General features: G+C 46.9%; 23 protein-coding genes, 1 tRNA gene and 1 riboswitch. Of the genes, 14 read left to right on the plus strand and 10 right to left on the minus strand.

Translation table 11 applies throughout. The features are described 5' to 3' along the window. The first annotated feature begins 185 nt into the window (after positions 1-185). The gene (gene rph / locus ACEN8J_RS02840; RefSeq protein WP_013311675.1) at positions 186-947 is read left to right on the plus strand and encodes a ribonuclease PH; all 762 of its coding nucleotides are present in this window, start codon (positions 186-188) and stop codon (positions 945-947) included. Next, entirely contained in the window at positions 947-1,579 is a 633-nt protein-coding gene (locus tag ACEN8J_RS02845; protein WP_165148721.1) for an XTP/dITP diphosphatase, read from the plus strand. Before rph ends, ACEN8J_RS02845 begins: the two co-directional genes overlap by 1 nt. Positions 1,580-1,674: 95 nt before the next feature. On the opposite strand, the gene asnB is transcribed toward ACEN8J_RS02845, so the two are convergent. After that, positions 1,675-3,519, minus strand: coding sequence for an asparagine synthase (glutamine-hydrolyzing) (asnB, locus tag ACEN8J_RS02850; RefSeq protein ID WP_340886259.1), 1,845 nt, complete (start codon positions 3,517-3,519; stop codon positions 1,675-1,677). 163 nt (positions 3,520-3,682) lie between these two features. Between asnB and ACEN8J_RS02855 the strand changes: the two genes are divergently transcribed. After that, a complete protein-coding gene (locus tag ACEN8J_RS02855; RefSeq protein ID WP_318628045.1) occupies positions 3,683-4,042 on the plus strand; it encodes a hypothetical protein in 360 nt (119 codons plus the stop codon). A gap of 324 nt (positions 4,043-4,366) precedes the next feature. Here the strand turns inward: ACEN8J_RS02855 and ACEN8J_RS02860 are convergent, their stop codons facing one another. Continuing rightward, positions 4,367-4,660 (minus strand): magnetosome magnetite crystal formation protein family, encoded by a 294-nt coding sequence (locus ACEN8J_RS02860; protein WP_016324668.1) that lies wholly within the window; start codon positions 4,658-4,660, stop codon positions 4,367-4,369. 174 nt (positions 4,661-4,834) lie between these two features. On the opposite strand from ACEN8J_RS02860, the gene ACEN8J_RS02865 reads away from it, so the two are divergent. Continuing rightward, positions 4,835-4,908 (plus strand) — tRNA-Arg (locus tag ACEN8J_RS02865). Between the two features lie 68 nt (positions 4,909-4,976). On the opposite strand, the gene ACEN8J_RS02870 is transcribed toward ACEN8J_RS02865, so the two are convergent. After that, the gene (locus ACEN8J_RS02870) at positions 4,977-6,320 is read right to left on the minus strand and encodes a 6-phospho-beta-glucosidase (protein ID WP_318628046.1); all 1,344 of its coding nucleotides are present in this window, start codon (positions 6,318-6,320) and stop codon (positions 4,977-4,979) included. 186 nt (positions 6,321-6,506) lie between these two features. Here ACEN8J_RS02870 and ACEN8J_RS02875 point away from each other — a divergent pair, with 186 nt between their 5' ends. The 4 genes from ACEN8J_RS02875 (at position 6,507) to ACEN8J_RS02890 (ending at position 9,767) form a co-directional block, all read left to right on the plus strand. Then, positions 6,507-7,481, plus strand: a complete 975-nt coding sequence (locus ACEN8J_RS02875; protein WP_318628047.1) for a LacI family DNA-binding transcriptional regulator — start codon at positions 6,507-6,509, stop codon at positions 7,479-7,481. A 240-nt stretch (positions 7,482-7,721) separates the two neighbouring features. After that, entirely contained in the window at positions 7,722-9,116 is a 1,395-nt protein-coding gene (locus tag ACEN8J_RS02880; protein ID WP_141695476.1) for a helix-turn-helix domain-containing protein, read from the plus strand. A gap of 230 nt (positions 9,117-9,346) precedes the next feature. Further along, positions 9,347-9,508: an aspartyl-phosphate phosphatase Spo0E family protein gene (locus tag ACEN8J_RS02885; protein ID WP_176715706.1), complete on the plus strand. Its 162-nt coding sequence runs from the start codon at positions 9,347-9,349 to the stop codon at positions 9,506-9,508. 61 nt (positions 9,509-9,569) lie between these two features. Further along, complete coding sequence (locus ACEN8J_RS02890) at positions 9,570-9,767, plus strand: XRE family transcriptional regulator (RefSeq protein WP_370682681.1); 198 nt, start codon at positions 9,570-9,572, stop codon at positions 9,765-9,767. A 261-nt stretch (positions 9,768-10,028) separates the two neighbouring features. On the opposite strand, the gene thiE is transcribed toward ACEN8J_RS02890, so the two are convergent. The 6 genes from thiE to ACEN8J_RS02920 form a co-directional block, all read right to left on the minus strand. Beyond that, positions 10,029-10,715 carry a thiamine phosphate synthase gene (gene thiE, locus ACEN8J_RS02895; protein ID WP_495594226.1) on the minus strand — a complete coding sequence of 229 codons (687 nt, stop codon included), beginning with the start codon at positions 10,713-10,715 and terminating at the stop codon, positions 10,029-10,031. Further along, a complete protein-coding gene (gene thiD, locus ACEN8J_RS02900; protein ID WP_069011045.1) occupies positions 10,712-11,542 on the minus strand; it encodes a bifunctional hydroxymethylpyrimidine kinase/phosphomethylpyrimidine kinase in 831 nt (276 codons plus the stop codon). Before thiD ends, thiE begins: the two co-directional genes overlap by 4 nt. Continuing rightward, entirely contained in the window at positions 11,539-12,384 is an 846-nt protein-coding gene (gene thiM, locus ACEN8J_RS02905; protein WP_039272594.1) for a hydroxyethylthiazole kinase, read from the minus strand. The genes thiD and thiM overlap by 4 nt, the downstream gene beginning before the upstream one ends. A 71-nt stretch (positions 12,385-12,455) precedes the next feature. Beyond that, positions 12,456-13,145: a thiaminase II gene (gene tenA, locus ACEN8J_RS02910; RefSeq protein WP_029518370.1), complete on the minus strand. Its 690-nt coding sequence runs from the start codon at positions 13,143-13,145 to the stop codon at positions 12,456-12,458. A 136-nt stretch (positions 13,146-13,281) separates the two neighbouring features. Beyond that, a riboswitch (TPP riboswitch) is annotated at positions 13,282-13,384 on the minus strand. A 178-nt stretch (positions 13,385-13,562) separates the two neighbouring features. Next, positions 13,563-14,516 (minus strand): AEC family transporter, encoded by a 954-nt coding sequence (locus ACEN8J_RS02915; RefSeq protein WP_495594227.1) that lies wholly within the window; start codon positions 14,514-14,516, stop codon positions 13,563-13,565. Between the two features lie 74 nt (positions 14,517-14,590). Further along, positions 14,591-16,312: an NAD-dependent malic enzyme gene (locus tag ACEN8J_RS02920; protein WP_495594228.1), complete on the minus strand. Its 1,722-nt coding sequence runs from the start codon at positions 16,310-16,312 to the stop codon at positions 14,591-14,593. A 397-nt stretch (positions 16,313-16,709) separates the two neighbouring features. Between ACEN8J_RS02920 and ACEN8J_RS02925 the strand changes: the two genes are divergently transcribed. The 4 genes from ACEN8J_RS02925 to ACEN8J_RS02940 are packed head-to-tail and all read left to right on the plus strand — an operon-like array spanning position 16,710 to position 21,182. Further along, positions 16,710-17,831: a glycosyltransferase gene (locus ACEN8J_RS02925; protein ID WP_029518373.1), complete on the plus strand. Its 1,122-nt coding sequence runs from the start codon at positions 16,710-16,712 to the stop codon at positions 17,829-17,831. Between the two features lie 4 nt (positions 17,832-17,835). Then, a complete protein-coding gene (locus tag ACEN8J_RS02930) occupies positions 17,836-19,101 on the plus strand; it encodes a polysaccharide biosynthesis protein (RefSeq protein WP_340886256.1) in 1,266 nt (421 codons plus the stop codon). Then, positions 19,085-20,311 carry a glycosyltransferase family 4 protein gene (locus tag ACEN8J_RS02935; protein WP_029518375.1) on the plus strand — a complete coding sequence of 409 codons (1,227 nt, stop codon included), beginning with the start codon at positions 19,085-19,087 and terminating at the stop codon, positions 20,309-20,311. Before ACEN8J_RS02930 ends, ACEN8J_RS02935 begins: the two co-directional genes overlap by 17 nt. Then, positions 20,271-21,182 carry a glycosyltransferase family 2 protein gene (locus tag ACEN8J_RS02940; protein WP_029518376.1) on the plus strand — a complete coding sequence of 304 codons (912 nt, stop codon included), beginning with the start codon at positions 20,271-20,273 and terminating at the stop codon, positions 21,180-21,182. Before ACEN8J_RS02935 ends, ACEN8J_RS02940 begins: the two co-directional genes overlap by 41 nt. Here the strand turns inward: ACEN8J_RS02940 and ACEN8J_RS02945 are convergent. Next, positions 21,150-21,857, minus strand: a complete 708-nt coding sequence (locus tag ACEN8J_RS02945; RefSeq protein ID WP_029518377.1) for a response regulator — start codon at positions 21,855-21,857, stop codon at positions 21,150-21,152. The two genes, ACEN8J_RS02940 and ACEN8J_RS02945, sit on opposite strands and share 33 nt — an antisense overlap. A gap of 45 nt (positions 21,858-21,902) precedes the next feature. On the opposite strand from ACEN8J_RS02945, the gene ACEN8J_RS02950 reads away from it, so the two are divergent. Both ACEN8J_RS02950 and ACEN8J_RS02955 read left to right on the plus strand, forming a co-directional pair. Continuing rightward, positions 21,903-22,352, plus strand: coding sequence for a hypothetical protein (locus tag ACEN8J_RS02950; protein WP_029518378.1), 450 nt, complete (start codon positions 21,903-21,905; stop codon positions 22,350-22,352). Further along, on the plus strand, positions 22,349-24,082 hold the full coding sequence (locus ACEN8J_RS02955; protein WP_483595104.1) for an ATP-binding protein: 1,734 nt from the start codon (positions 22,349-22,351) through the stop codon (positions 24,080-24,082). Before ACEN8J_RS02950 ends, ACEN8J_RS02955 begins: the two co-directional genes overlap by 4 nt. The last annotated feature ends 5 nt before the right edge of the window (positions 24,083-24,087 follow it).

Here is a 24,087-nt window from a genome sequence, read left to right on the forward strand (position 1 = left end):
ACGGAAGGCCCGGCTGAATTCAAGATTCGACGTTGAATCCGCTTCTTGATTAGCTTCGTCATGGAAAGACGACTTTTTGAACAACCTCTTTAAGGGCGGGAATCGTCCTTGGGGTGCTTTTGCCTGCACACTTTGGTAAAATAAACATATAAGAACAGGTTGCATACGACGTAGGAGGAAAAAGCATGAGTAGATCTAACGGACGAAACGGTGATGAGCTGCGCCCGATGAAATTGACAGCAGGAGTAAATAAATACGCGGAGGGCTCTGTTTTTATAGAGGTTGGCGAGACGAAAGTCATTTGCACGGCTACTGTAGAAGAACGCGTCCCCCCCTTTATGAAGGGACAAGGAAAAGGCTGGGTAACCGCAGAGTATTCCATGCTTCCGCGTGCGACTCATAGCCGTAATCAGCGTGAAGCTGCGCGTGGCAAGCTGACAGGCCGTACCATGGAAATTCAGCGTCTGATTGGAAGAGCATTGCGTTCGGTGGTCAATTTGCAGGCGCTTGGTGAACGGACGATTACGTTGGATTGTGATGTCATTCAGGCGGACGGCGGAACACGTACAACCTCAATTACCGGTTCTTTCGTAGCGTTGGCGATTGCGGTCAATAAAATTGCTACCCAGCACAAGCTGCCTGTTTTTCCAATTACCGATTTTCTGGCTTCCGTCAGCGTAGGGGTTGTAGGTGAAAAAGCGTTGCTGGATCTGAACTATGAAGAGGATTCCAAGGCCAAAGTGGACATGAATCTTGTCATGACTGGCAGTGGAAAATATGTCGAGCTGCAAGGTACAGGTGAAGAAAGCCCATTTGACCGTAACGAATTGGATCAACTGCTTAGCTTGGGCGAACAAGGGATTCTGCAAATGATTGAGCGCCAAAAAGAAGTACTTGGACCGATTGCTGATAAGATCGGTGCTGGACGTACAGGAGCTGGCGCCTAATGCAGCTGGATGGCCCGGTCGTCATTGTAGCTACGAAAAACAAAGGAAAAGTGCGGGAATTTGCGCATGCTTTTGCGCCGTTTGGCAAGGAAGTGAGAAGCATGTACGATTATCCCGACATTCCTGATGTCGTTGAAGATGGCAAAACCTTTGCCGAAAATGCACTGAAAAAAGCTAAAGCGGTTGGAGATGTGCTCGGATTGCCCGTGCTGGCCGATGATTCAGGCCTCTGCGTGGACTTGCTGGACGGTGCACCGGGGGTATACTCTGCCCGTTATGCTGGAGAAGGTGCCAGCGATCACGAAAACAATATTAAGCTGCTCGACGTTCTGGAATCGAAGCAGCTGGGTGATGATACGGGACAGCCTTTGCTAAGCCCGGCTCAATTCGTCTGTACCTTGATTCTGTATAATCCGCAGACTGGCGAGACGCTGGAATCGACAGGTTCTGTGGAAGGCTGGATTACTACTGAAACCGCCGGCAGCGGTGGGTTTGGGTATGATCCGCTGTTTTATTTGCCAGAGTTTGAGAAGACAATGGCCGAGCTGACGTTGGAACAAAAGCAGGCTATCAGTCACCGAGGGATAGCTCTGCGTAATTTGGCAACAAAGCTGGGTAATCCACAGGCATAGCTTGGTAACAGGGGCGAAATTATCCCCCATTCACATAACGAAAAAAGGCTATCCGTCAGTCATGAGTTGCGGATAGCCTTTTTGGTATTTTTAGCTTATCGAATCGCAACCTTGTAAGTGCGCAACCAGTTATCCACTTGGGCCAAATAGGCAAACAACTGCGGACCCGACATCAGTTGACCAAACCAAGGCAGATTGGTGGATGCCTCCGGTGAGGCGGCAATATCGCGTACCTTTTGCGCATCAATCAGCTTGAGCAGTGGGGAAGAGGAGTCATCCAGCAGCTGCAGCGCCTGCTTTTTCACAGCCTCAAGGTAGGAAGGGTTATGCGTTTTTGGATATGGGCTTTTTTTGCGATACAGCACATCATCCGGCAATACGCCTTCAAGCGCCTTGCGCAAAATACCTTTTTCACGTCCGCCTGTCATCTTGATGCTCCACGGAATGTTCCATACATATTGCACCAATCGATGATCGCAATACGGCACCCGCACTTCGAGTCCGGCTCCCATACTCATCCGATCCTTGCGGTCCAGCAGAGTAGGCATAAAGCGGGTGATGTTCAAATAGGACATAACGCGCATTTGTGCAGCTTTTCCTGTTTCTCCTGGTAGCTTCGGCACTTCTCCTACCGCTTCGGAGTAGCGGTCGTTCAAATACTCCAGCGGCTTGATCCAGTCCCGCACTTCGGGAGACAACAGACTGGCTCTCATGTCGGGTGCAACTGCCCACGGGAATGTACCCGAATTCAGCATATCCTCCCGGTGGAACCATGGATATCCGCCAAAAACTTCATCCGCAGCCTCGCCGGAAATAGCGACCGTAGCCCCTTTTTTAATCTCCCGGCAAAAGAGATACAGCGACGAATCCACGTCCGCCATTCCGGGTAAATCCCGCGTTAGCGTGGAGTTGTTCAGAGCTGCTACGACTTCTGGCGTATCGAATTCAATCCAGTGATGATTTGTCCCTAATTCATCCACCATCCGCTGAATCCAGGGGGCATCGGCTCCTGGTTGAAACGCATGGGCTTTAAAATGCTTGTCGTTATCCACATAATCGACCGAATACGTATGAACTTGTCCCTGCCCGGTACGTTTGTAATAATTGACAGCTAATGCGGATAGAGCGCTTGAATCCAACCCGCCAGACAATAAGGTACACACCGGAACATCCGAAATGAGCTGCCGCTCCACCGTATCCAGCAACAGTTCTCGTACCTTAAGCGCCGTTTCTTCGGTGTTATCCTCATGCGCAATGCTTTCCAGTGTCCAGTAGGCTTGAATGCGCACGCCGTCGCGGCTGTAAGTTAGCGTATGCCCGGGGCGTAGCTCCTTCATAGACGAATAGACGCCGTGTCCGGGGGTACGTGCAGGCCCGATGATAAAAATTTCAGCCAATCCCTCGGCGTCCACTGCTGCTTCTACCGCTGGATGCTGAAGCAGTGCTTTGGGTTCTGAGCCAAATACGAATACTTCTTCGGTCTGGCTATAAAATAGCGGCTTCACTCCCAGCCGATCCCGTGCCAGAAATACCTGCTCCCGCTCACTATCCCAGACTGCAAACGCAAAAATGCCGTTTAACCGATTCACACATTCGGGGCCCCATTCGATATAGGATTCGAGCAGCACCTCCGTGTCGCATTGTGTACGGAAAAAATGCCCGCGCTGTTGCAGCTCTTTTTTCAACTCAGGCGCGTTATATATTTCCCCGTTATATACAATCGTATAAGTGATATCCTCCAGCTGCCGGATCATGGGTTGAGCGCCATTTTCCGGGTCCATAACGCTCAGTCTTCGGTGTCCGAAGGCACACGGATTGGATATCCAGGTACCCGCAGCATCTGGTCCGCGATCGGAGAGCGTTTGTGTCATATTCAGCAGCAGCTCAGATTGATGCATTAAGTCTCCGTTCCACTGTATGAAACCTGTAATTCCGCACATGTCTGTTCATCCTCTCTTTATCGTGTTCATCCAGTGTTGGAATGAATCAAAAACTAAATCCCCAGTTCAACAGTATATATGCCGAAAAGAAGCATAAAATGTCTGTCCGTTCCGAAAACTACTGATGGGGCAACCCGTCTACTCGCAAGGAAGGAGGAAGACCATGTACTACATCAAGGATGCCAAAATACGCCGCTTCACTGAACTGGACGGAGTGCGCTGCGCTGAGGTAGAGGTGCGGCCCGGTGCCGCAGATGACCCGGAACTACTGGTCTATATTACAGCCAAGGATCAGACGGATGGTCAGCATGACTATGACATGGTACGGATCATCCGTAATGACGCCAATCTGGAGCTGGATTGGTACGACAATAATCTGCATTCGGCATTTGAGGAAGTGACAGACAAGGCTTTTACCGACTCTACACACATTACTGCTGGTGAGGAGCGAGAGAAGTTCAAAAAAGAATTGCTCTCGTATGGGCAACTCAGTACAGAGTTCGCCAAGGAGTTCGGGGCATGAGGATATGGTGTGCTATGCCTCGGCTTTTGTTGATTTGGGCCCCGGCGCCATCGCCGGATCAGCGTGAAAGGAGGGGGAAATCATAGACGGCAAAGCGAATTATAAGAAAAATAAAGGCAGCAGTTATATTCATAACAATGAGTTTGCAGAAGAAGTACTGGAGAAAAACGTAAGACATGAGGTACGTAGAAGCCCTAAACGCTTTGGGAATAAATAAGTAGCCATAGCCATTGAACTAAATAGCAACAGCAACTCATCAAAAATAACCCTAAAGAAGCCTCTGTATCCCGCCAAATTTGCGGAATATAGGAGGCTTCTTTTGAACTAAGCCGCTTCACGCAGCGTCATAATTCCTTTGTAGATGTTATACACAAAAACCCCGAGATAGACCACTACGAATAGCAGTACAAACCCGATCACTGAACCTGCATGATTCGCCGTTATAATAAAATACACTAGCGGAATCGCCGCAATAATGGGGAAAATATGCGATAAAATAGCTTTTTTTGCATGTCCCTGAACATATTCGTCCCGTACTGCAATCCACACAATGACAGGCACTAGAAAAGGTGCGAAGAAAATGCTGAAATAACAAAGTGACGACAAAAGACCTCTCACGGATTAACCCCTCCTTTATGCATGGTTCTTTGTACATAATACCCCGTTAGCGTCCAAATGATTCCTTTGCAGCCAGCTTCCCTACATCATGAAAAAAATGCTTTTGACAGTTGCTCGAAATGTGATATAATAATCAATGCGCTGAATACATAAAGTTTTATTGATCACCATCTTGTCCCAGTAGCTCAGCTGGATAGAGCAACGGCCTTCTAAGCCGTCGGTCGGGGGTTCGAATCCCTCCTGGGACGTATAGCAAAAAAAGCTTCCTACATGTAGGAAGCTTTTTTGTGTTTTAGTGGGATGATAGACGCCCTTTTTATACCGTTGCCTTCTCCTTATGAGCAAAGAATTGAGGCAGATGCTCTTTGTGTGCTTCTAGTAATTCATCCAGCACGGTTTGAGCAATGTCCCCGCTTGGTACGAGCGGATTCAGGGTGAAGGCTTGCAGTGCGGTTGCATAGTCACCGGTGACCGCCGCTTCTATCGTCAGCTCTTCCATTGCCTTCATCACTTGCAGCAAGCCCCGCTGTGCAGGTGGAAATTTGCCAAAGTTGACAGGTTCGGCACCATGAGCGCGAATGACACTGGTCACTTCGATGGCGCTATCATAGGGAACATCATCAATCGCACCATTGTTACGTGTACTAACCACCATCAATGTGCCTTTGTTGTTATAAATGGAATTAATGATCTCACAGGCTGCATCGCTGTAATGCGCACCGCCGCGTTTGGATAGTTCCTCTGGTTTGTAATCCAGATTCGGATCTTTATACAATTCAAACAGACTTTCTTCCAGACGTTTGACCACTTGGCCCCGAGTTCCTTCGTTTTTGGCTTCCTCTAATTCTTCCTTGAGCATGTTATCCGTCATATAGTAATACCGATGGTAAGGACAAGGCAGCATTTTCAATTGACGAACTTGATCATACAGAAAGCGCATGTTCTTAATATTTTCTACGACTTTCTCTGGCTTTGCGCCCGGAGCGTACAGTCCTTCAATAACTTGCTCTGTTAATTCGACCCCTGTTTTGTCATAAACTTTGTGCCAATGAAGGTGGTTAATGCCTGCAAATTTAAAGAATAGCTCTTCTTCCGGTTTGTCCAGCACAGCCGATGCACTCTTGATCGCGCCGATTGGAACATTACATAATCCGATGACTTTATCCCACTGACCATAACGAAGCACGGCTTCGGTGACCATACCCGCAGGGTTGGTAAAATTAATTAACCATGCATTCGGACACAGTTCTTTCATATCTTCGACGATACTGAGGATAACAGGGATGGTACGAAAAGCTTTGAACATCCCACCGGCCCCATTAGTTTCCTGACCGATTATGCCGTGCTTTAACGGAATACTTTCATCCTTAATCCGCGCTTCCAGCAAGCCTACCCGAAATTGGGTCGTTACAAAATCAGCGTCCTTCAACGCTTCCCGGCGATCCAGGGTCAAATGTACCTCACAATCAATGCCTGCGGCTTTTACCATCCGTTTGGCCATGGCGCCTACGATCTCCAGTTTTTCACGACCTGCCTCAATATCTACCAGCCACAATTCCCGAATGGGAAGCTCTGCATAACGTTTGATGAAGCCTTCTACTAGTTCTGGTGTATAGCTGGAGCCTCCGCCAATGGTTGCAATCTTTATGCCTTTTTTCATAGTTAGTGCCTCCTAAGTATGTTTTGTAAACCGCTTTCTTAAGCACAAATTCACTGTAATCCCTGTAATGCATTACAGGTCAAGCGCTTTTAAAAAACTTATTTTGGGAAGGTGACAATTATAGGGCGGACACTACGAACATGCTAAACACGAACATGCTAAAATAGAAAGAATGAGGTGAGAAAAATGGCGAATATTCATGAAATTGCAAAGCTGGCGGGGGTATCCTCGGCTACGGTGTCCCGTGTCATTAACAACCATCCGTACGTAAGTGAACCGACAAGACAGCGTGTGCAGGAGGTCATAGATCGACTGGATTATGTTCCTAATCTCAATGCGGTATCTTTAAAAAAAGGGATGACCAAGCTCATAGGGATTATTTCACTTTCTTTTAATGATTCATTGGGTTTATTTGTGCGCGGATTTACAATGTATGCCCAGGAGCATGGCTTTAATATAGCGCTGTTTATTACCAATGGGGAGAAGGAACAGGAGCTTGAAGCGCTGGAAATGTTGCGGAGAAAGCAACTGGACGCTTTGGTCTGTATGATTCGCGTTAATGAGTGGAGTGTGATTGAGCATTATACAAAATATGGTCCGATTGTGACCTGGCAGCGTGTAAACATTGAGGCAATCCCGTCTGTATTTATGGATCAGTATCAGGGCTATACGCTGGCATTGGAACATTTGTACACCCGAGGATATCGGAAAATTGTGAATGTGTACGGCAGCATGCGGGGGTTGAATACAAAAGAACGCATTCGAGCTTATCATGACTTTTGCGAAAAATATGATTTGGACGCTGAGGCCTTCCCGCATTTTTATGATTTAAATTCAATAGAAGCTGGTGAACAAATAGCTCATTGGTGGGCAGAACGAGCACCAACAGACAGGCCGGACGCCTTCGCCTGTTCTACCGATTATTTGGCAGCAGGTCTTTTGACTGAAGCGCGTAGGCTAGGTGTTTCTGTACCGAGTGATTTTGCAGTAGTAGGCTTTGATAACACCGAAATCTCGCATTTGCTTGATTTAACTACGATTCATTACCCGATAGACAAGCAAGCTGAGAATGCGTTCATTATGATTCGAAATGCCCTCGAAGGGCTGGAAGAAACGATACATCATCTGGAATTCAAATTAGTAGAGCGAGCGACCACCTGAATTCTGAAAGGGTTGTGTATCAAAGCTTCTCAATGAAAATGATGGAGGTGTTCACCCATCCATTGTTACAAATATTTAAATGCTAATGAATATATGAATTAATGTGGTATTTTCACCTTTTTAAGGGGTACTAATAATGTGGATATTGACTAATGCTCATTGACGTATGTTAAAATTTGGACAATAATTTGAGATGAGATTATAAAAATTTGGTATTTTTATATGAAAGGTGGTTATGACTTGGGACATACACCTACGATCTTAGATAAGTTTGAGAATTTTTTAAAACAAAACAATTTGACTTTGGCGCAATTTTCCGAACATTCAGGTGTTCATCAAAGAACACTTAATAATTGGATTACTAAGCATCGTCCTGTTGCTATACATCAGTTGGATCGAATCACGCTAGCCATGGGATTACCGGAAGGTTTTTTTTACGAACTATACATAGATAATTATATCATTGAGCGTTCCCCAGATTGGCGGCGAATTGAGCCGTTGTTATTTCGCTGTGCGGAACTGGACAAGTTACATGCGATCCAGCTTGTAGTGGCCCATATCATGGACAACCTCCTTTATTCCCCGAAGCTATTCGATGCGGCAGAAAAGTTATTCGCACAAGGTCAGCGTAATGCTGCTTTGTTACTCTATGAGGGGATTGCGGAAGGCGAGAAGTACCAGCACTCTGAACGCTTGGCTATCTGTCAGTATCGTCTGTTTACGATTCAGGTAGGGAACGATCAGATCCGAAATCTCAAGGCGGCTACTCGATTTGAGCCCTTTGTCGAACGTCTGGATGAAATAGATCAACTTGATGCGTTGAAGGATCTAGCGAATGTGTATCGTTCATTACACGAGTGGGATATGCTTTATGAAACAGCTCAAAAAATGAGACATAAAGCGGAAATTTATTATTCTATGAAACAACGGCAGAAGAAGCAAAAGAGTGAGGAGTCTTATATGAGGCTAAGTCGTCCCATATTTGTTTACATTACCTATGCTGATTTACTGTGTGCTAGTGTCTGTGAAGCCCAAGGCAATTATCAGCAAGCTTTACAGTTTACATACGCCTACGCAAATTTAGATTGGGTGATTGAGACGGACGAGGAAACCCGACACTGGATCAACTTGTTCGAGCATTGGGCAGTAGGTAATATCTTTGTAAATAAACTTCTGTCTGGGGATACCAGTGTGCTTCCAGATTATGTTGAATATATTGTAGCCACATCAATTACTAACGAAGATGAAAAGCTCTCAAAGCTGTTGAACATTATAATAGCGGCTAACCGATATGCAATAGATGTTGATGATGTACTCTCACGTTTTGAAGTGGAGTTTAATTCTTTTGATCCAGCATCTACTGATATGTACACACATCAAGTCGTACCAGAACACATAACGCTTTTTAAATATGAACTTGCTAAATATTACTTGAATAGAGGTAGCTACTCGCATGGCTTTAAATACTTGCTAGACGTTTTATCTAAATCATTAACCATTAATAAAGAAGCTTTTTTCATTAGGTGCATAAGACTATTTGAGAAGTTTAAAGCGTTTGCAGATGTTAAGGCTCATATGAAGTACGAAAGTTTAGTGAGCGAAGGGCAAAGAGAAAGATCGTTTTATTATTGGTAGTAGTATCCTTTTATTCATGTAGGATTAAAATCCTGTATGTAAATATTATTAATAGAAACTAGAGCCTCTGCTCCACTTTATTAGTGGAAACGGAGGTTTTTTGCATATTTTAAGGACGCCCTTATTTATGAAAACTTTTGTGATATTCTCTTTTTGTTAGGCGCATCATCCGAAAAACCAAAAAACGTCTTTTTATTCTAAAATGTGACATAGAGGAGGGGATCATACTGATGAACCAAGGTGTGACTTTACTTCGTGTCGAGAGAGCTAGGAGGAAACTGTACCAAGTCCAGAAAAAGTATGGATTTTTAACACACCCCAAAGTAATTGAGCAATCTAAAAGGTTGGATTACCTGTTGAATCATTACCAAACATGCAGATCGAATCATTAAGCTCTGGTGTATTACATGTTGCGTAATACATGATTCCAAAAACTAAAACTTGGAGGTAGTGATGTTGAATCATCGAAATTCTGTAACCCCTTTTGGATGGGAGATCAAGCAAAAACTGCTCGAGAAAAGAATGGATCAGAAAACTTTTTGTAGTACATATCATATTCCAGCTTCCAGATTGTCAAATCTCATTCATGGGACACGCAAGGCTACAAGATACAGAAAACAAGTATCCGAATTGCTCGGAATTGAAGAATAATGTATTATTTCTATTTTTGAAACGACTCTGTCTGAACATAAGTATTAATTAAAAGCGACTTATGCCATCGTGTTTCTTTTGAGATAAATAAAAATAGGATAATTCCGAATAAGATCATAAACATAATCAGTTCTACGATCGTATCGGTTATAATACTGGTCTTATATAAAGTCTCGACAACCTAAGAAGACGATCTGATTAATCATATCGTCTTCTGCTGGGTATGAAACGAGAAATTATTTAGTCAATCGAAACAATTTGCTATGATCCATACATCCCTCGATTTTTGATGCCTAGCACTACCTTTTTCTTTAATTCCTTGACCGTACCTCTAACCTGCTTTGTCTGTGTCACGGCTGAAATCACCGCTACACCATCTGCACCTGCACGTGCGACTTCCTCAACACGGTCGACTGTAATACCTCCGATCCCAACAATTGGCACATCAATTCCCGCTTTACGCATCTCATATAAAATTGCTGGCCCATGTACAGCATGGGCATCATCCTTCGAGAAGGTGGGATAGATTGGCCCGACGCCGAGATAATCAGCACCTTGCAGAATGGCTCGACGTGCTTCCTCAATGGTATGGGCAGAGACGCCTAGAATTCGATTTCCGATTCGCTCGCGGACGGTTTCGGCAGATTCATCGTCCTGACCGATGTGAACACCGTCAGCATCGATTTCAAGAGCCAGCTCCACATCGTCATTGATGATGAAGGGGACACCATCGTGGCGGCACAGTTCCTGTAGCTGGCGCGCAAGTTCGAACATAGGGATACCCGTTAATGCGCCATGGCCTTTTTCCCGAAATTGGACCATGGTTGCCCCGCCAGCCAGAGCCTCCTGCACGACCCAGCCTGGTTCCGCTAGGCAATTCACGCTTCCAAGCACCAGGTACATCTGTAGCTGGCGGCGCACCACCTCTGACAACATTCTGCCGCTCATAGAAGCATCTCCTGACGACGACGGAAGGCCCAATGATTGGTGGGCCCATGTCCCTGTCCAAGCTGCAAAGATTCCTCAATCGCCGCCTGGATGAAGGCTTTGCCATTCGAGATAGCCTCCGGTACAGACATCCCTTTCCCTAATTCCGCGGTAATCGCTGCCGAGAAGGTGCACCCAGTTCCGTGTGTATGGACAGTCCGTACTCGCTTGCCGCTCAGCTCTGTAAAGGCGGTTCCGTCAAAGAGCAGGTCAACAATCTGTTCGCTGCTCTCGCTCTCGTCAGCGTGGCCACCCTTGATCACAACGAATTCTGATCCCATACTGCTAATATGTCTTGCAGCCTCGCGGCGATCCTCCATCGTACGGATGCTGATCCCTGTCAGGGCTTCCGCCTCCGGGATATTCGGTGTAACGACCAGGGCCAAGGGGAGCAGTTCGTCCTTCAAAGCCTGCACCGCTTCCAATTGCAGCAGTTCAGCGCCCCCCTTCGCAATCATCACGGGATCGACGACGACCTTTTTCCAGCCGAACTTTCGGATCTGCTCACTCACAAGACGGATGATACCCGCATTAAACAGCATGCCAGTCTTCAGGGCATCCACTCCAAGGTCTAATCCTACAGCTTCGATCTGTTCCGCTGTTGCTTCCTGTGGCAGCGGATATACGCCGTGGACCCCTAAGGTGTTCTGTACAGTAATGGCCGTAATAGCTGACATGCCGTATACGCCAAGCTCTTGAAAGGTTTTGAGATCGGCTTGAATTCCGGCCCCGCCGCCACTGTCTGAGCCGGCAATCGTCAGTGCTCTGGGTACACGAGTGTCTGTCATCGCGCACCACCTGCTGTAGTTGTTCCAGCTTCACGGATCGTGACATGCCCCTCTAGCGAACCAGTATGTAGTTTGGCGAGCTCGTCGAGAAAGGCAATCTGGAAGCTGCCTGGCCCTAGCTCTGCGGTACGTGCTGCGGCTCGGGAAGCTGCTGCACTGTAAAATGCCAAGCCTGCTGTACCTGCGAGCAGCAGGTTGGGTTCAACAGCTGCAAAGGCACCTAACACAGAGGTCAGCAGGCAGCCTGCTCCGGTTACCTTCGTGAGCAGTACGTCTCCGCCGCTTATCATTCGTGCTTCGGCCCCATCGGTGATGACGTCTTCTTTTCCAGTGATGACAACCATTGTATTGAGCACTCGAGCAGCCCGAATTGCCAGATCGACATGGCCGCTGTCAGCACTGTCACCAGCATCTACGCCTTTAATCTCACGCGCTTCTCCAACAAGATGCGCGACTTCGGCCGCGTTGCCTCGTACCAAGGAGATTTTGACTTCATTCAGGATTCGCAGTGCAGACTCGGTTCTAAAGCTCGTTGCTCCCGCACCGACCGGATCTAGCAGGACTGGAACACCGTGTGCATTTGCTGATTGTCCAGCAATGATCATGGCATCCACCAGTTCGCGGTTCAGCGTACCGATGTTTAATACGACGGCTCCCGCTATTTTTGCCATGTCTGCTACTTCCTCGGGTGCATAGGCCATCACTGGGGAGGCACCCAATGCATACAGGCCGTTGGCGGTAAAGTTGGTGACTACCACATTGGTGATATTGTGAACGAGGGGTTTGCTATTTTGTACCTTCGTTAGGAGATCCGAATAACTTTTTTCCCATGTACTCATCATGATTATCCTCTCTATAGTTGGTGGTTTAACAGGACATTAACCGTACTTCACTCATCGAATTGACAGGCTGACTATTCCAAGACCGCTGCCTGCATCTGGACCGGCCATTCTTCCTGCTTATAAGCCATGTCCCAGAACTTATATTCCAGCTGGCAGCTCAGTATAAAATGCTCAATCATCCGCTCCCGCTCAGCAGCCGTTGCCCCTTCCGCCCAAGCATCTACACGTTCTCGGAACTTGAGTGTTGTATCATCAAGCTGGTCTCCATAAAAGCCAATCCATTCATAGAACGGATGGGACTTATCCGGCTTTACTTCATCTAGCAGCCTGCGGCCAATCTCGGCATACGTCCACATACATGGCAGCAGCACAGCCAAGATCTCGCCCAGGTTGCCCTCATGCGCAACCGTCAGCATGTGCCGGATATAGTGATGAGCCGACGGAGCGAGCGGATATCCCTGCAATTCTTCATAGGTCACCCCTGCGACAGCACAGAAATTTTGATGCGGATGAACCTCGCTGTGGAGAATAAAAGAGATTTGTTCATTAAATACATCCATGTCCTCCCGATTCGTGCATTTGGAGATTGCGATGCCGTATATCCGCATGTAGGCGTTCAAATATTCAAAGTCCTGTTTTACATAGTGAATCAGCTGTCCCCTTGTCAAACTTCCTTCAGCAATACCTCTCACAAAGGGATGCTCAAAAATCGCTTGAAAAATGCCGTCCGCCTGCCGACGGAGTTCTTGTGTAAAACTCAATTTCGCCACCTCCATAAAATTGAAGAGCAAGAAGTCCTGTAAGAATATAATTCCGGAACAACGCTAAAAAGCCGCCCCAGAAAAATGGAGCGGCTTCAACAATAGGCCCAATACGCAAAAAACGCTTGAAACCTTATATACGAAGGCTCCACTTTCCTACGCTAGTACGAACTAGATCAGGTTCAAAGGGTCCAAGATACGTTCTTGTCTCAGCCATAGCGGCTCCCCTAGTGGACTTCTATTCTTTTGACTATTACTGTACATACGTTCATACGCTATGTCAAACATGTCTATCTGGTCAAGGGCCAAACGACAGAGCTGAAGTTCGCTTCCGAGAGGGAAAAAGGCGCTGGAGAAGTTCAGTTCCGTCTACACGAAGGAATTCGCGGCAGGCTCCAATGTCTAAATAATCAGCATTTATACCAATAGAGAAATCAGTACTGGGAGTGTAACGAGGGATATGACAGCACTGATGACAAAGGAGGAGGCTGTTTCTGATTCCAGGCTTTCAAAACGGGTAGCAATCATAGCGGCGACTGCTGAACCCGGGAAGGAAACGAGCAGAACTGCCTTCACAGTATCGGCAGACGACAGACCGCACAGGTAGGCAATCAGCAGCATTAATAAAGGCTGTACAATTGTTTTTAACAGTGCGATGGCAAAGGCACTTACACTAAAACTAATGTTGCGTACGCCAATGGTCACTCCGACAGCGAATAAAGCGGCCCCGGACGTAATGTCTCCGATTTGATTCAACGATTTGTTCAACAAATCCGGTGAATGGAAGCCGAACAAGGTCAAAATTACACCAACCAGTGGAACCAGCGCCAGCGGTTCTTTTAAGCCGTGAAGAATGGAGTCCCGGATCAGTCTTCCAAGGTGACCGTTTCGTTCCTTGCCTGAATTCCTGCTGGCTACGGTAGCTATAATAGTAGCCGCCGGGTCAAGGACGGCATTGACTACGATCCCGGTAAGCGCAATCGGAATGGCGACAGCAGAGGAACCGTAGATGGCTCCAAGCACCGGAATACCCATAAAAGCAAAGGTAGGCTGTGCTGAGTTCAAAGCAAACATGGCGGCATCCTTGACCGACTGCTTCCCCGCAAAGCGGGACAGTAGAAGGAGAACGACAAAAAAGCCGACAATGCCAATGAACAGTGCCAGCAGGAATGGCCATTGCTCGATGAGTGCTTTCCTGTCCGTTGTCGTGATACCGATGAATAGATGCGCAGGCAGTGCAAATTTGGTAACGAGCGCGTTTAAGGCCTTGGAGGAAGAGGCATCAAAGCTTTTGTAATGCCCCGCTAACCACCCTAAAATAATTACGAAAAAAATCGGCACCAAAATATACAAGATATGTCCGACACTCATAGATCGATTCTCCTTGCTTGAACTGACGTATTCTGCCTGTCTGAACAAGGCAATATTCTTCCCTAAACGGAGCATTAGTGAGGATGATGAATTACACTTTCTACTGCTTTGACCTTCGTATATTCCGGTTTCCACATTGCATCTCGTATAGCTTGTTCTACATTTGAAATGTGTGCCTGGGCTACCTGATCCTGAATCGCTGCTTTCGCAACCGCAACCGCAACAGCGTACGAAACATCACGTAATTTTCGGATATGAGGGAGCAGCGCACCGCCAGGCTTATTCGAATCCACGCCATTGGCGACGGCATCTGCTGCGGCTGAAAACATGGCAGGGGTAATTCTTTTGGCTTTCACTACAATCGCACCCAGACCTAGTCCCGGGAAAACAAAGGCATTGTTCGCCTGTCCAATTTCAAATTCCGTACCGTTATAGGTGACGGGCTCAAAAGGACTTCCGGTAGCGATCAATGCTTTGCCATCGGTCCACTGTATCAAATCCTCGGGTACCGCTTCGGCAAGGTTTGTAGGATTGGACATGGGCATGATGATCGGGCGTTCTACATGCTTGGCCATTTCCTTGATAATCTCTTCTGAAAAGGCACCGGCTACACCGGAAGTTCCGATCAATAGAGTAGGCTTCACCTGACGGATGACCTCCAGCAGCGGTATTTTGCCGTCATCCGACCGCGTCCATGAGCTGACTTCCTCTTTTTTACGTACATACGGTTTCTGATAATCCAGGACATCTTCCATATCGTCCGTTAACAGCCCGCGGTAATCAAAAGCCCAAAAGGACTTGAATGAATCCTCCTCCAAAAGACCATCCGCGATCATAGCGCCCCGAATTTGGTCAGCGTTACCGATCCCTGCTGCTCCTGGGCCGAAGACAAGTACCTTTTGCTCACGCAGCGGAGTCTTGGTGACACCCACCGCCGAAAGAATTGCAGCCAAGGTCACCGCTCCTGTACCTTGTATATCATCGTTGAAGGTGAGTATACTTTGACCGTATTTTCCTATAATATGGCGTGCATTTACGCTACCCACATCTTCCCAATGTAAAAGCGCCTTCGGGAATTGCGCTAACGTTTTGCTGATAAAAGTATCAATAAACTGGTTATAGGCTTCTCCGCGAACCCGTTTATGGCGGTTTCCGATGTACAGTGGATCATTCAGCAACTTTTCATTATTCGTACCTACATCCAGTACAATGGGCAGCACCCGCCCGGGATGAATGCCTGCCGCAGCCGTATACACTGCAAGTTTGCCAATAGCAATGTTAATCCCCCCGACACCCCAGTCCCCAATCCCCAAAATACTTTCGGAATCCGTCACGACGATCAGGTCCACATCCTCGCCGCTCAAACCGGAATTATAGAATGCTTGTCCAATACCGTTCGGATTATCTATCGACAAATATACGCCCCCAGGACGGTTGTACTCGTGACTGTATTCTTGAATCGCAGTTCCTACGGTCGGCGTGTAGACTACGGGCAGCATTTCACTCAAATGATCGGTTAACAGCCGGTAGTAGAGTACGACATTTCGATTATGAAGGTCGTTGAGAGAAGCATTTTTACGCAGCATGGTGGGTTGTGCCAGAAACTGCTGATATGCCCGTACGCTCTGTTTCTCTAATGAAAGGACGGTGGGAGGAAGGATTCCATCCAAACCCAGTTCTTTGCGTTCTTCTTCTGTAAAAGCAACGCCTTTGTTCAAAAGGGGATTTGCTAACACATCCTTTCCCCGCAATGGAGTAGATAATGACCCATCGCGATTGACATAAAAAGCTTCCATAGAAAGACCTTCTTTCTTTTCATTTTCATGATTATTCATGACGAAAGATGACATGTTGTCCATAGTATAGACATGCGAATCTGTTTTATTCATCTATCTTTCTATGACAAAATAACCATATTCATTTCTTTCTATTGATCTAAAAGAACCGATTTTCGATATAGATTCGCTAACTAATTCTGATGATTTTGGTTCTAATGGATCGGGTCTAAATACTCTGGTTTTATCAAGTATGAAAATCAGTTTTTCTTCTCTTATTCCCTTATATATCATGGAGTGTCAGCTATTTTGTTAAGAAAATATGAAGTATTTGGGCATTAATTTAACCCCTATAAACAAACATTTTTAATTCTTTTTCAACAAAATAGAACTATTCGGAGGAAAAGGAGAGGTTTGTGTGCAGGGACCTATAGCCATTTTTAGCGATAATGACAGGGCTATTGATTATCCCAATGTAATTTGTTTTTACCAATATATACAGTGCAAGGACACGGAGGCAGCTTCAGTCTACGAGAACGCATGTTGCTGCTTGATTGATTATAGGGAGCCGGGGGAGGCGGTGCGGAAAGCCAATCAGATCCGCAGCCAATTTCCGCAAATGCCATTGTTACTGGTGACGGATGTAACATTTCCGTTCAGTGATCAGCATATGGTGCAAATCACCGGAGTAGGCCGTTTGCGACTGCTATTTTGGCAAGCCAATGACACCGAAGAAATGCTTTCGGAAATACAAAGCTTGCTCTATCCCGAGTATTCGACCAAAAGCCAACATATTGCATTTATCTTGTCTGTATATAACGAAGAGCAACGTTTTGTTCATGTCAAAACCTTTGCTGAACGACTGCAAGCCTTTATCCGTAGCCATATTATTGAAGGTTCGATTTATCTCATTGATGATGGCAGCCACGATGGCACCCATGCCTTGATTAAAGCGCTGGAGGCAGCAACGGACTTATCCGTAAACCGGATTAATCAGAATCTTAGTCCGCTGCTTCAAACAAGGGAATTGGGACGCAATACACGTAAGGCAGGGACGTATCTGGAAGGGATGCGGACCATTGGTGCGGATTACTACGTATTTGTGGACGCGGACGACTCCTTTTTTATTGAGGATATTGCCAGAATGATTAATGTTGTTCAGCAGGGCTATTATGATGTCGTGATCGGAACCAAGGATATGACCGCCGAGAATCGGTCTTTATTGCGATCTGTTGTCAGCTTTGGTAAGCGGGTCATTTCACGTCCTTTTTTACCCACAGGTGTGGTGGATTCCCAGACTGGGCTTAAAGTGATGAGTTCGGTTGCAGTGAAACGGATGTTTCCGCATTTAAAGGAACAGCTCGGATTGGCGCTGGATCTAGAAATGATGTTTATTGCCAAGCGACTCCAGCTTCGTGTGCTGCAATTACCCGTCAAATGTATTGACCGCGATGGATCGCACATCCATGTCTGGAAGGATTCTATTCGTTTTTTGCGCTCTATCATTGATATTTGGCGACTGGATCGGCGGGTGAGATAACAACGTGAACAACCGATTGCGTTCGTTGATGTTTCCTCTCTTTAATGTGCTGCTTAACGGGTTTAATTTTTTCTTCCACATTGCAGCGAGCTGGTATCTTACCGGACAAGCCTATGGTCAAGCGAATGCGCTGCTGGCCCTCTTTGCACTGTTGTCCGTTTTGGGCTTATCCATCCAGCTATTGACCGCCAAGCTGGTATCCAAGGGTGGCAAGATGCTTGCGCTACGTAGCTTACCGCTCGGTTCTCTATTACTAAAAGCACCATTGGTGCTAACTGTGCTTGCCATGATCATTTTACTCATCATTCATCCGTTATTGCGCTCGCTTTTAGGCGTCGATTCCGCCCCGCTATTCATGCTGTATGGCTTGATCGGCCTACATATTTTGGTGAGTTCGTGCCGTGGAGATTTACAGGGTAGGGAACGCATGTTGGCGCTCAATGTGAACTATTACATTGAAGTAATAGGGAAGCTGAGCTTGTTTTTTGTTCTGGCTGCACTGGGGTTAAAGCTGGAAGCCCTACTATTGGCGAGCTGTGGGGGAATGTTGCTGTCGCTACTCCACGGCTGGATCGTTTCGGCTCGTGGCTTGTCCTTATTCACAACCAGTGGAGAACATATCCCTTCTGGGCTATGGAAGTCATTGGGTCAGGATTTCACCGATAGCCTTATGACGAATTTATTCATTTTGTTTTGTATCTCTATCGACATGTTGTATGTACAGCATTACTTTCCCGAGCAGGCCAGCAGCTATGCCATTGCGCTGAAGTACAGCCAGTTGGTCTATTACGTTTCGTATAGCCTGATTGCTGCCTTTATTCCAAAGCTCGGTGCGCAGGGGCATGACCGCCAAGCTTTGGGCAAGTTGATTGCCGTCTATGCCGGATTAATGGCTGTAGCTGCGATCTGTGTATATGTGGGCACGACCTTTGTGTTCCCATCCTCTATACCCATATTATTCGGAGCCTCTTACCAATCGGCCGAGGCCTATATTCCATGGGGGGGATGGGTGTACTGGTTATTTTCCATCGTGCTGTTTTTTGTGCATGTGCACGTATTGGTGGGCAGACGCAAATTTATGTTCAGTCTGATGGCAGGAGCCGCGGCTTTATTAGTAGCCTTTCATATTGCCCACACAGAGCCGGTAGATTTCTTGCTATCTGAGTTCATGGTTTACGGAGCTATGGCTCTCTACTTTGTGATAGACGCCTATGTGCATTTGTTCAAAATAAAGATAAAGGGGGATGTACCCCATGAATACCATACATGAACAGGACGGTAAAACCGTAGTTCTATTGCTGTCCTGGCGTGACATACGTTCACCTAAAAGCGGAGGAGCAGAAATTTTCACCCACGAAATGCTTAAACGCTCACAACAAGGCCGCTTCCAGTTCATTCATTTTTCACCCCAATTTGAGGGGATGCCTGAGCATGAAATTATCGACGGTATTACGTATATTCGAAAAGGAAACATATACAGTGTTATTTATTATGCGATGCGCTATTACCGTCGTCATCGAAGGAAGATCGACTATGTGATTAACCAGGCGAATACGCATCAATTCTTTACCCGATTTTGGGTGGAGGCATCCAAGCGGATTTTTTTCATACATCAGCTAACAAGGGAAATATGGTTTGAGAACGCCAAATTCCCGCTAAATGTTATTGGGTTTCATATGGAACCCTTGATGCTTAAGCTGGCTCGTAAGGATCGAACGCTTACGGTATCTCCGTCTACTCGGTATGATCTACTTAAGCTGGGCTTTCACCCGGATCGTGTTCATCTTTTACCGGAAGGCATTGAGTTTGATCATTGGCCGCGCGAACAATTTTTAACGAAGGAACCTAATCCGACCTTCATGTACGCTGGGCGCTTCGTCAAATATAAAGGCATTGATCTGGTCGTTGAGGCCTTTGGGCAGCTCAAGGAAAAGTTCCCTCAGGCTATGTTATGGATTGCCGGAAAAACCGATAAAACCTATGTGGCAGAACAATTGTTGCCGATTATGAAACGGTATGGATTAACATACGGAGAACCGGATGAACAGGGGCAATCGCAAGCTGATATTACCTTTTACGGATTTGTTTCAGCAGAGCATAAGCTGGAGCTGATGAGTCGTGCCCACGCGCTGGTGTTTCCTTCCTTGCGTGAAGGTTGGGGGTTGACAATTACCGAAGCGGCAGCGGTTGGAACGCCCAGCATTGTCAGCAATTCACCGGGTCTGGTGGATGCAACGGATTTTGGGAAGAGCGGATATCTATGCTTTCACGGCGACATCCGGGGATTATCTGAACAAATGGAAAGAGCAGCGAAGGGCGGCGAAGATTACATGGCCATCCGTGAGCGGGCGTATCAATATGCGTTAAGATTCCATTTTGATCATACGGCTGCTGCGTTTGAGCAGTTGATGGAAGATTGGATAGAGGAGGCGGAACAGAGTGGACAAAGTGGTCATTCTCTTCTCCACGTACAACAATGAACGGACGATAGAGCCTTGTTTGCGAAGCTGTATGGGGCAAAATTACAAGGATCTGCATATTGTAATTGCTGATGATGGCTCCAGTGACCGGACCGTCGAGACGATTCGTATGCTGTCGGCAGGGAGCGCAGTACCCGTAACGGTATTGGAGCTTCCCCATGGGGAGCGGGGAGTCGCTAGGGTTAGAGCGGTTGAGGAAGCGAAACGCTTGGGTGCCGAATACATATTTGTATTGGATTCCGATATGATTTTAGCCGAACATCTGATTCAGCAGAGCATCGACTTTTTTGATGATCATCAGGATATTGGCGCTTTGGTCGTTCCGGAGGAGGCGTATTCGGAAGCGGACAATTTTTTTTCCAAAGTGAAAGTTTTTGAGCGAAATGTGATTAATAACGCGGGTGAGACCTTGGGAAAACGCTCCATTGAAGCGGCACGCTTCTGGCGAATGAGCGCTTATGAATCGACGGGCGGGTTTAATGCGGAGCAGATTGCTTTTGAAGAAATACAGCCGACCTTACGTTATATAGAGTCTGGTGGAGTCATTCGCCGGGCGGTATTTACACGGGTATATCATGATGAAAAACAGGTCTATCTGCACGATGTATTACGTAAAAAAGCCTACTACTTTTCAGTGATGGATCGTACGATGTCATCTGAAGAGGGCGGATTACGAAAGGCACTGGAACGTTGGTATTTCTTCCGTCCGGTGCTGTATACGTGGGGGAATTTGAAAAACTATATCCGTCACCCGTTGCTGACGATGGGGATGTTGTGGATGTATGTATGCCTAACTGTGATTGGGGTAGCCGCCGTGTTAAAGGGCGGCACCCGTCACTCAGGCGATCTCGCTAAGGCGGATAAGGCGTAACGATGAATGTCCGAGGGTCAGCGTATCCAGCGTGTACAGGTCGGGATCGGAAGATTCCGACTCCTCATACGGTATGTATAATGAATGCGTGGTTAACTGAATACCTTCCCCGTCAGGATGACGTAGTGAGCGCCCAATAGGATACAGCTCAGCAAGTGCAATGTGTACAGCGGTTACGATATCTTGTTCATTCAGCAGCACATAGGGTCGGTACGGAGCATTCAAAATGCTGTCTATAAATACTGACAGGTCGGAAGCTACGTTCTGGTCTGCTGCATGCAGGCTGTTTCGATTGAGTTTGGCTTGATCAAGCGCCTCATACAGTATTTTTTTTAGCGTATCATCATCCAGCTCCAGCGGTTTCGTCAAAAAACGGAACACACCGACTTGATTAATCGCCGATAAAATGGACTGCGTATGCAGGTGACCAGACAAAATGATTCGTACGATATGTGGATAATCTTTCTTAATCATGCGAAGGAAGGTAATCCCATCCAGACCAGGCATGAGCAGATCGGAAACGACCACATCAATCGGGTGCTGTTCCAGCACTTGTAGGGCTTCTTTGGGCGTGTGAGCGGTATGTAAGGTGAATGCTTCTTGCGTCAGGGTCCGTTCAAGTAGGGACAGAACCATAGGGCTGTCGTCAACAAATAGAATGTTTTGGGGTGTCATAAGAACTGCGCAACTCCAATCAGGAAGTAAGAAATGAGGAACTACATGTATAATATCAGCGTTTTGGCATTTTTGAAAGATGTCAATACAGAACGGGCGTTGCGTCTTTTTTGTGAACGATTTGATTCGGCTGAGCATGCCCTCTGGGAAAAAGGTATGCGTCTCCTTCATCAGTATCATGCTGCACGGCATACAGGGGTGACCCTGGTTGTCTCCAGCGCACTTCAGCATATGGACGATCGTCATGATATTTACGTTGTTGATCTGCGGGAATACGGCGAGGAAGAGTTGGATCGCTTATATATCGCAAAAACATGCGAGTTGATCCTACTGACGGACGGGGCAACGGAAACCGCTGCGAGGTTTGCTGCCCTCCAGCGCCGCACTCCCCGTTTGCTGTGCGCACGGCTACCGCTGGTCAGCTACGAGCTGGAATGCCTGATGCAGGCTATTTTGAGCCGTCGTGAACAAAATGGAGGGGACAGGGAAGCATGAAACAATGGGCTTTGTTGAAACCAGGTTGGCAAAAACTGATCCTGTACCTGATCGTACTGGGTGTGACCGTGTTTTTGGCCGCTGTGCTTCAATGGTTTGTCGTGCGACAATTCAGTGTTCACTTGGCGGAGATTCAGAATGAACAGCTCCAGTATGAGGTACAGGAACTTTCTAGCAGCATAACCGAGCGTTATGCCGCATGGCAGGCTGAATTGAAGGAGCTGTCGTCCAGTCTGGGCAGAGATATGCTGAATCAGGGAACACGCCAGTATCCTGAGGGGTTTAAGCGTGAAAGCGGGGCCTTTTATGTGCTGGATGAACAGTATCATGTGATAGTCGGACGAGATAATCGTGAGATGAAAAGTGCGGTCCAGCAGATTAAGTGGCTGCAAAATGGTTGTGCAGTAAGCTCTTTTGTGACAGAGGATCATCAGCCTGCCCAGTATATCGCATGCAGGATTCAAGGAGCGCAGATGGGCGGTTTTATGGTGCGCAAGGTTGACGCTGATATGCTCAGCGGAATTATTAAAAGTAAACCGGTTAACCAGTATGAGACTTTATTTTATAACGGTCAATTTAAAGTTGTAGCTTCCCGAAGTAATCCGGATATTAACCGAACGGACATCACGGGCGTCACCCGTAGGCTGCTGGAGGGCAATACAGGTGTCATTGAAGATGACGGTGAAAAATACGGGATAGGATTTAGCCGCATTGGGGAAGAAGCCCTTTACATATCGGTTAAGGATGTCAGCGAGGATACAGCACAGCGAATCAGCTCCTTCGGCAAACAGTTGTGGATGGTCATGGTTCTAATATTGTTCATTCTGTGGGCCATGCTCGTACAGTTCCGCAAAAGGATTGTGAAGGATGCCATCGTGAACAACCAGGTGCGTGATCAACGGCGAGATGAAGATATGCGACAGCAGCAGGACACGTATTATTTGCCGTTAATGCAGACGATTGAGCAGCAGCTACAAGAGCTGCAAGAGCAGACTGGCCGTCTCACAGGCGGTGATGATTTGAAGCTGCTGGGATTCTATCATGATCTAGCAAACCGCTTTGAAGCGGCATCCAGTCAGGGAAAAGGAGCCTCTCATGAGGAACTGGAGTATTTTCGCGAGTTGAATGAAAATTTTATCCAGGGTCGTCTCAGACAGGAATCCTCACTGGGAGAGTTACTGACGGGAGTTCGTAGCTTGCGCGATGAGCTGGAAGAGAAGATGCATGATAATAGTGGAATTAGCTTTACAGATATGAATGAAGTATTGTCTGAGTCGCTGAAATGGGCGAACCGTTCATTGAACATAAAGAACATTCAAGTGATCTTGCGGCAAGAGCCTGTTCCATCGATTGCAGTACAAGCACCCATGCTGTACAAAACGATTCAGGGACTGCTGGAAAATGCAGTTCAGGCCATGGGCCAAGGCGGAGAATTGCCTGAGGATCAGGAACAGGGCCGAACAGGTCTGCGGTCCAAGCGGAAATCTCAAGTGCTTAAGGTTAGTTCACGGCTGGAAGAAGGAGAAATTGTTATTATCATTGAGGACACAGGCGGCGGGATTGATGATAAAATGCGTTGGAGCTATTTCCAGCCAGACTATTCCCAAAACTCGCAGGAGCATGCGTTCAGCCTGTACCATATGGATGCATACCTGAAGACCATAGGCGGCCGTTTAAAGCTGCGTAATACCGATCAGGGCTTGCAGGCAATCGTTCGTTTGAGAAGATAGGCCCA

The sequence above is a fragment of the Paenibacillus sp. Paensp38 genome (genome assembly GCF_059491915.1).

Excerpts from the sequence above, each read along its gene's own strand:
- rph (WP_013311675.1), top strand. The coding sequence starts at position 186 with ATGAGTAGATCTAACGGACGAAACGGTGATGAGCTGCGCCCGATGAAA.
- ACEN8J_RS02845 (WP_165148721.1), top strand. The coding sequence starts at position 947 with ATGCAGCTGGATGGCCCGGTCGTCATTGTAGCTACGAAAAACAAAGGA.
- asnB (WP_340886259.1), bottom strand. The coding sequence starts at position 3,519 with ATGTGCGGAATTACAGGTTTCATACAGTGGAACGGAGACTTAATGCAT.
- ACEN8J_RS02855 (WP_318628045.1), top strand. The coding sequence starts at position 3,683 with ATGTACTACATCAAGGATGCCAAAATACGCCGCTTCACTGAACTGGAC.
- ACEN8J_RS02870 (WP_318628046.1), bottom strand. The coding sequence starts at position 6,320 with ATGAAAAAAGGCATAAAGATTGCAACCATTGGCGGAGGCTCCAGCTAT.
- ACEN8J_RS02875 (WP_318628047.1), top strand. The coding sequence starts at position 6,507 with ATGGCGAATATTCATGAAATTGCAAAGCTGGCGGGGGTATCCTCGGCT.
- ACEN8J_RS02885 (WP_176715706.1), top strand. The coding sequence starts at position 9,347 with ATGAACCAAGGTGTGACTTTACTTCGTGTCGAGAGAGCTAGGAGGAAA.
- ACEN8J_RS02890 (WP_370682681.1), top strand. The coding sequence starts at position 9,570 with ATGTTGAATCATCGAAATTCTGTAACCCCTTTTGGATGGGAGATCAAG.
- thiE (WP_495594226.1), bottom strand. The coding sequence starts at position 10,715 with ATGAGCGGCAGAATGTTGTCAGAGGTGGTGCGCCGCCAGCTACAGATG.
- thiD (WP_069011045.1), bottom strand. The coding sequence starts at position 11,542 with ATGACAGACACTCGTGTACCCAGAGCACTGACGATTGCCGGCTCAGAC.
- thiM (WP_039272594.1), bottom strand. The coding sequence starts at position 12,384 with ATGATGAGTACATGGGAAAAAAGTTATTCGGATCTCCTAACGAAGGTA.
- ACEN8J_RS02915 (WP_495594227.1), bottom strand. The coding sequence starts at position 14,516 with ATGAGTGTCGGACATATCTTGTATATTTTGGTGCCGATTTTTTTCGTA.
- ACEN8J_RS02920 (WP_495594228.1), bottom strand. The coding sequence starts at position 16,312 with ATGGAAGCTTTTTATGTCAATCGCGATGGGTCATTATCTACTCCATTG.
- ACEN8J_RS02935 (WP_029518375.1), top strand. The coding sequence starts at position 19,085 with ATGAATACCATACATGAACAGGACGGTAAAACCGTAGTTCTATTGCTG.
- ACEN8J_RS02945 (WP_029518377.1), bottom strand. The coding sequence starts at position 21,857 with ATGACACCCCAAAACATTCTATTTGTTGACGACAGCCCTATGGTTCTG.
- ACEN8J_RS02950 (WP_029518378.1), top strand. The coding sequence starts at position 21,903 with ATGTATAATATCAGCGTTTTGGCATTTTTGAAAGATGTCAATACAGAA.
- ACEN8J_RS02955 (WP_483595104.1), top strand. The coding sequence starts at position 22,349 with ATGAAACAATGGGCTTTGTTGAAACCAGGTTGGCAAAAACTGATCCTG.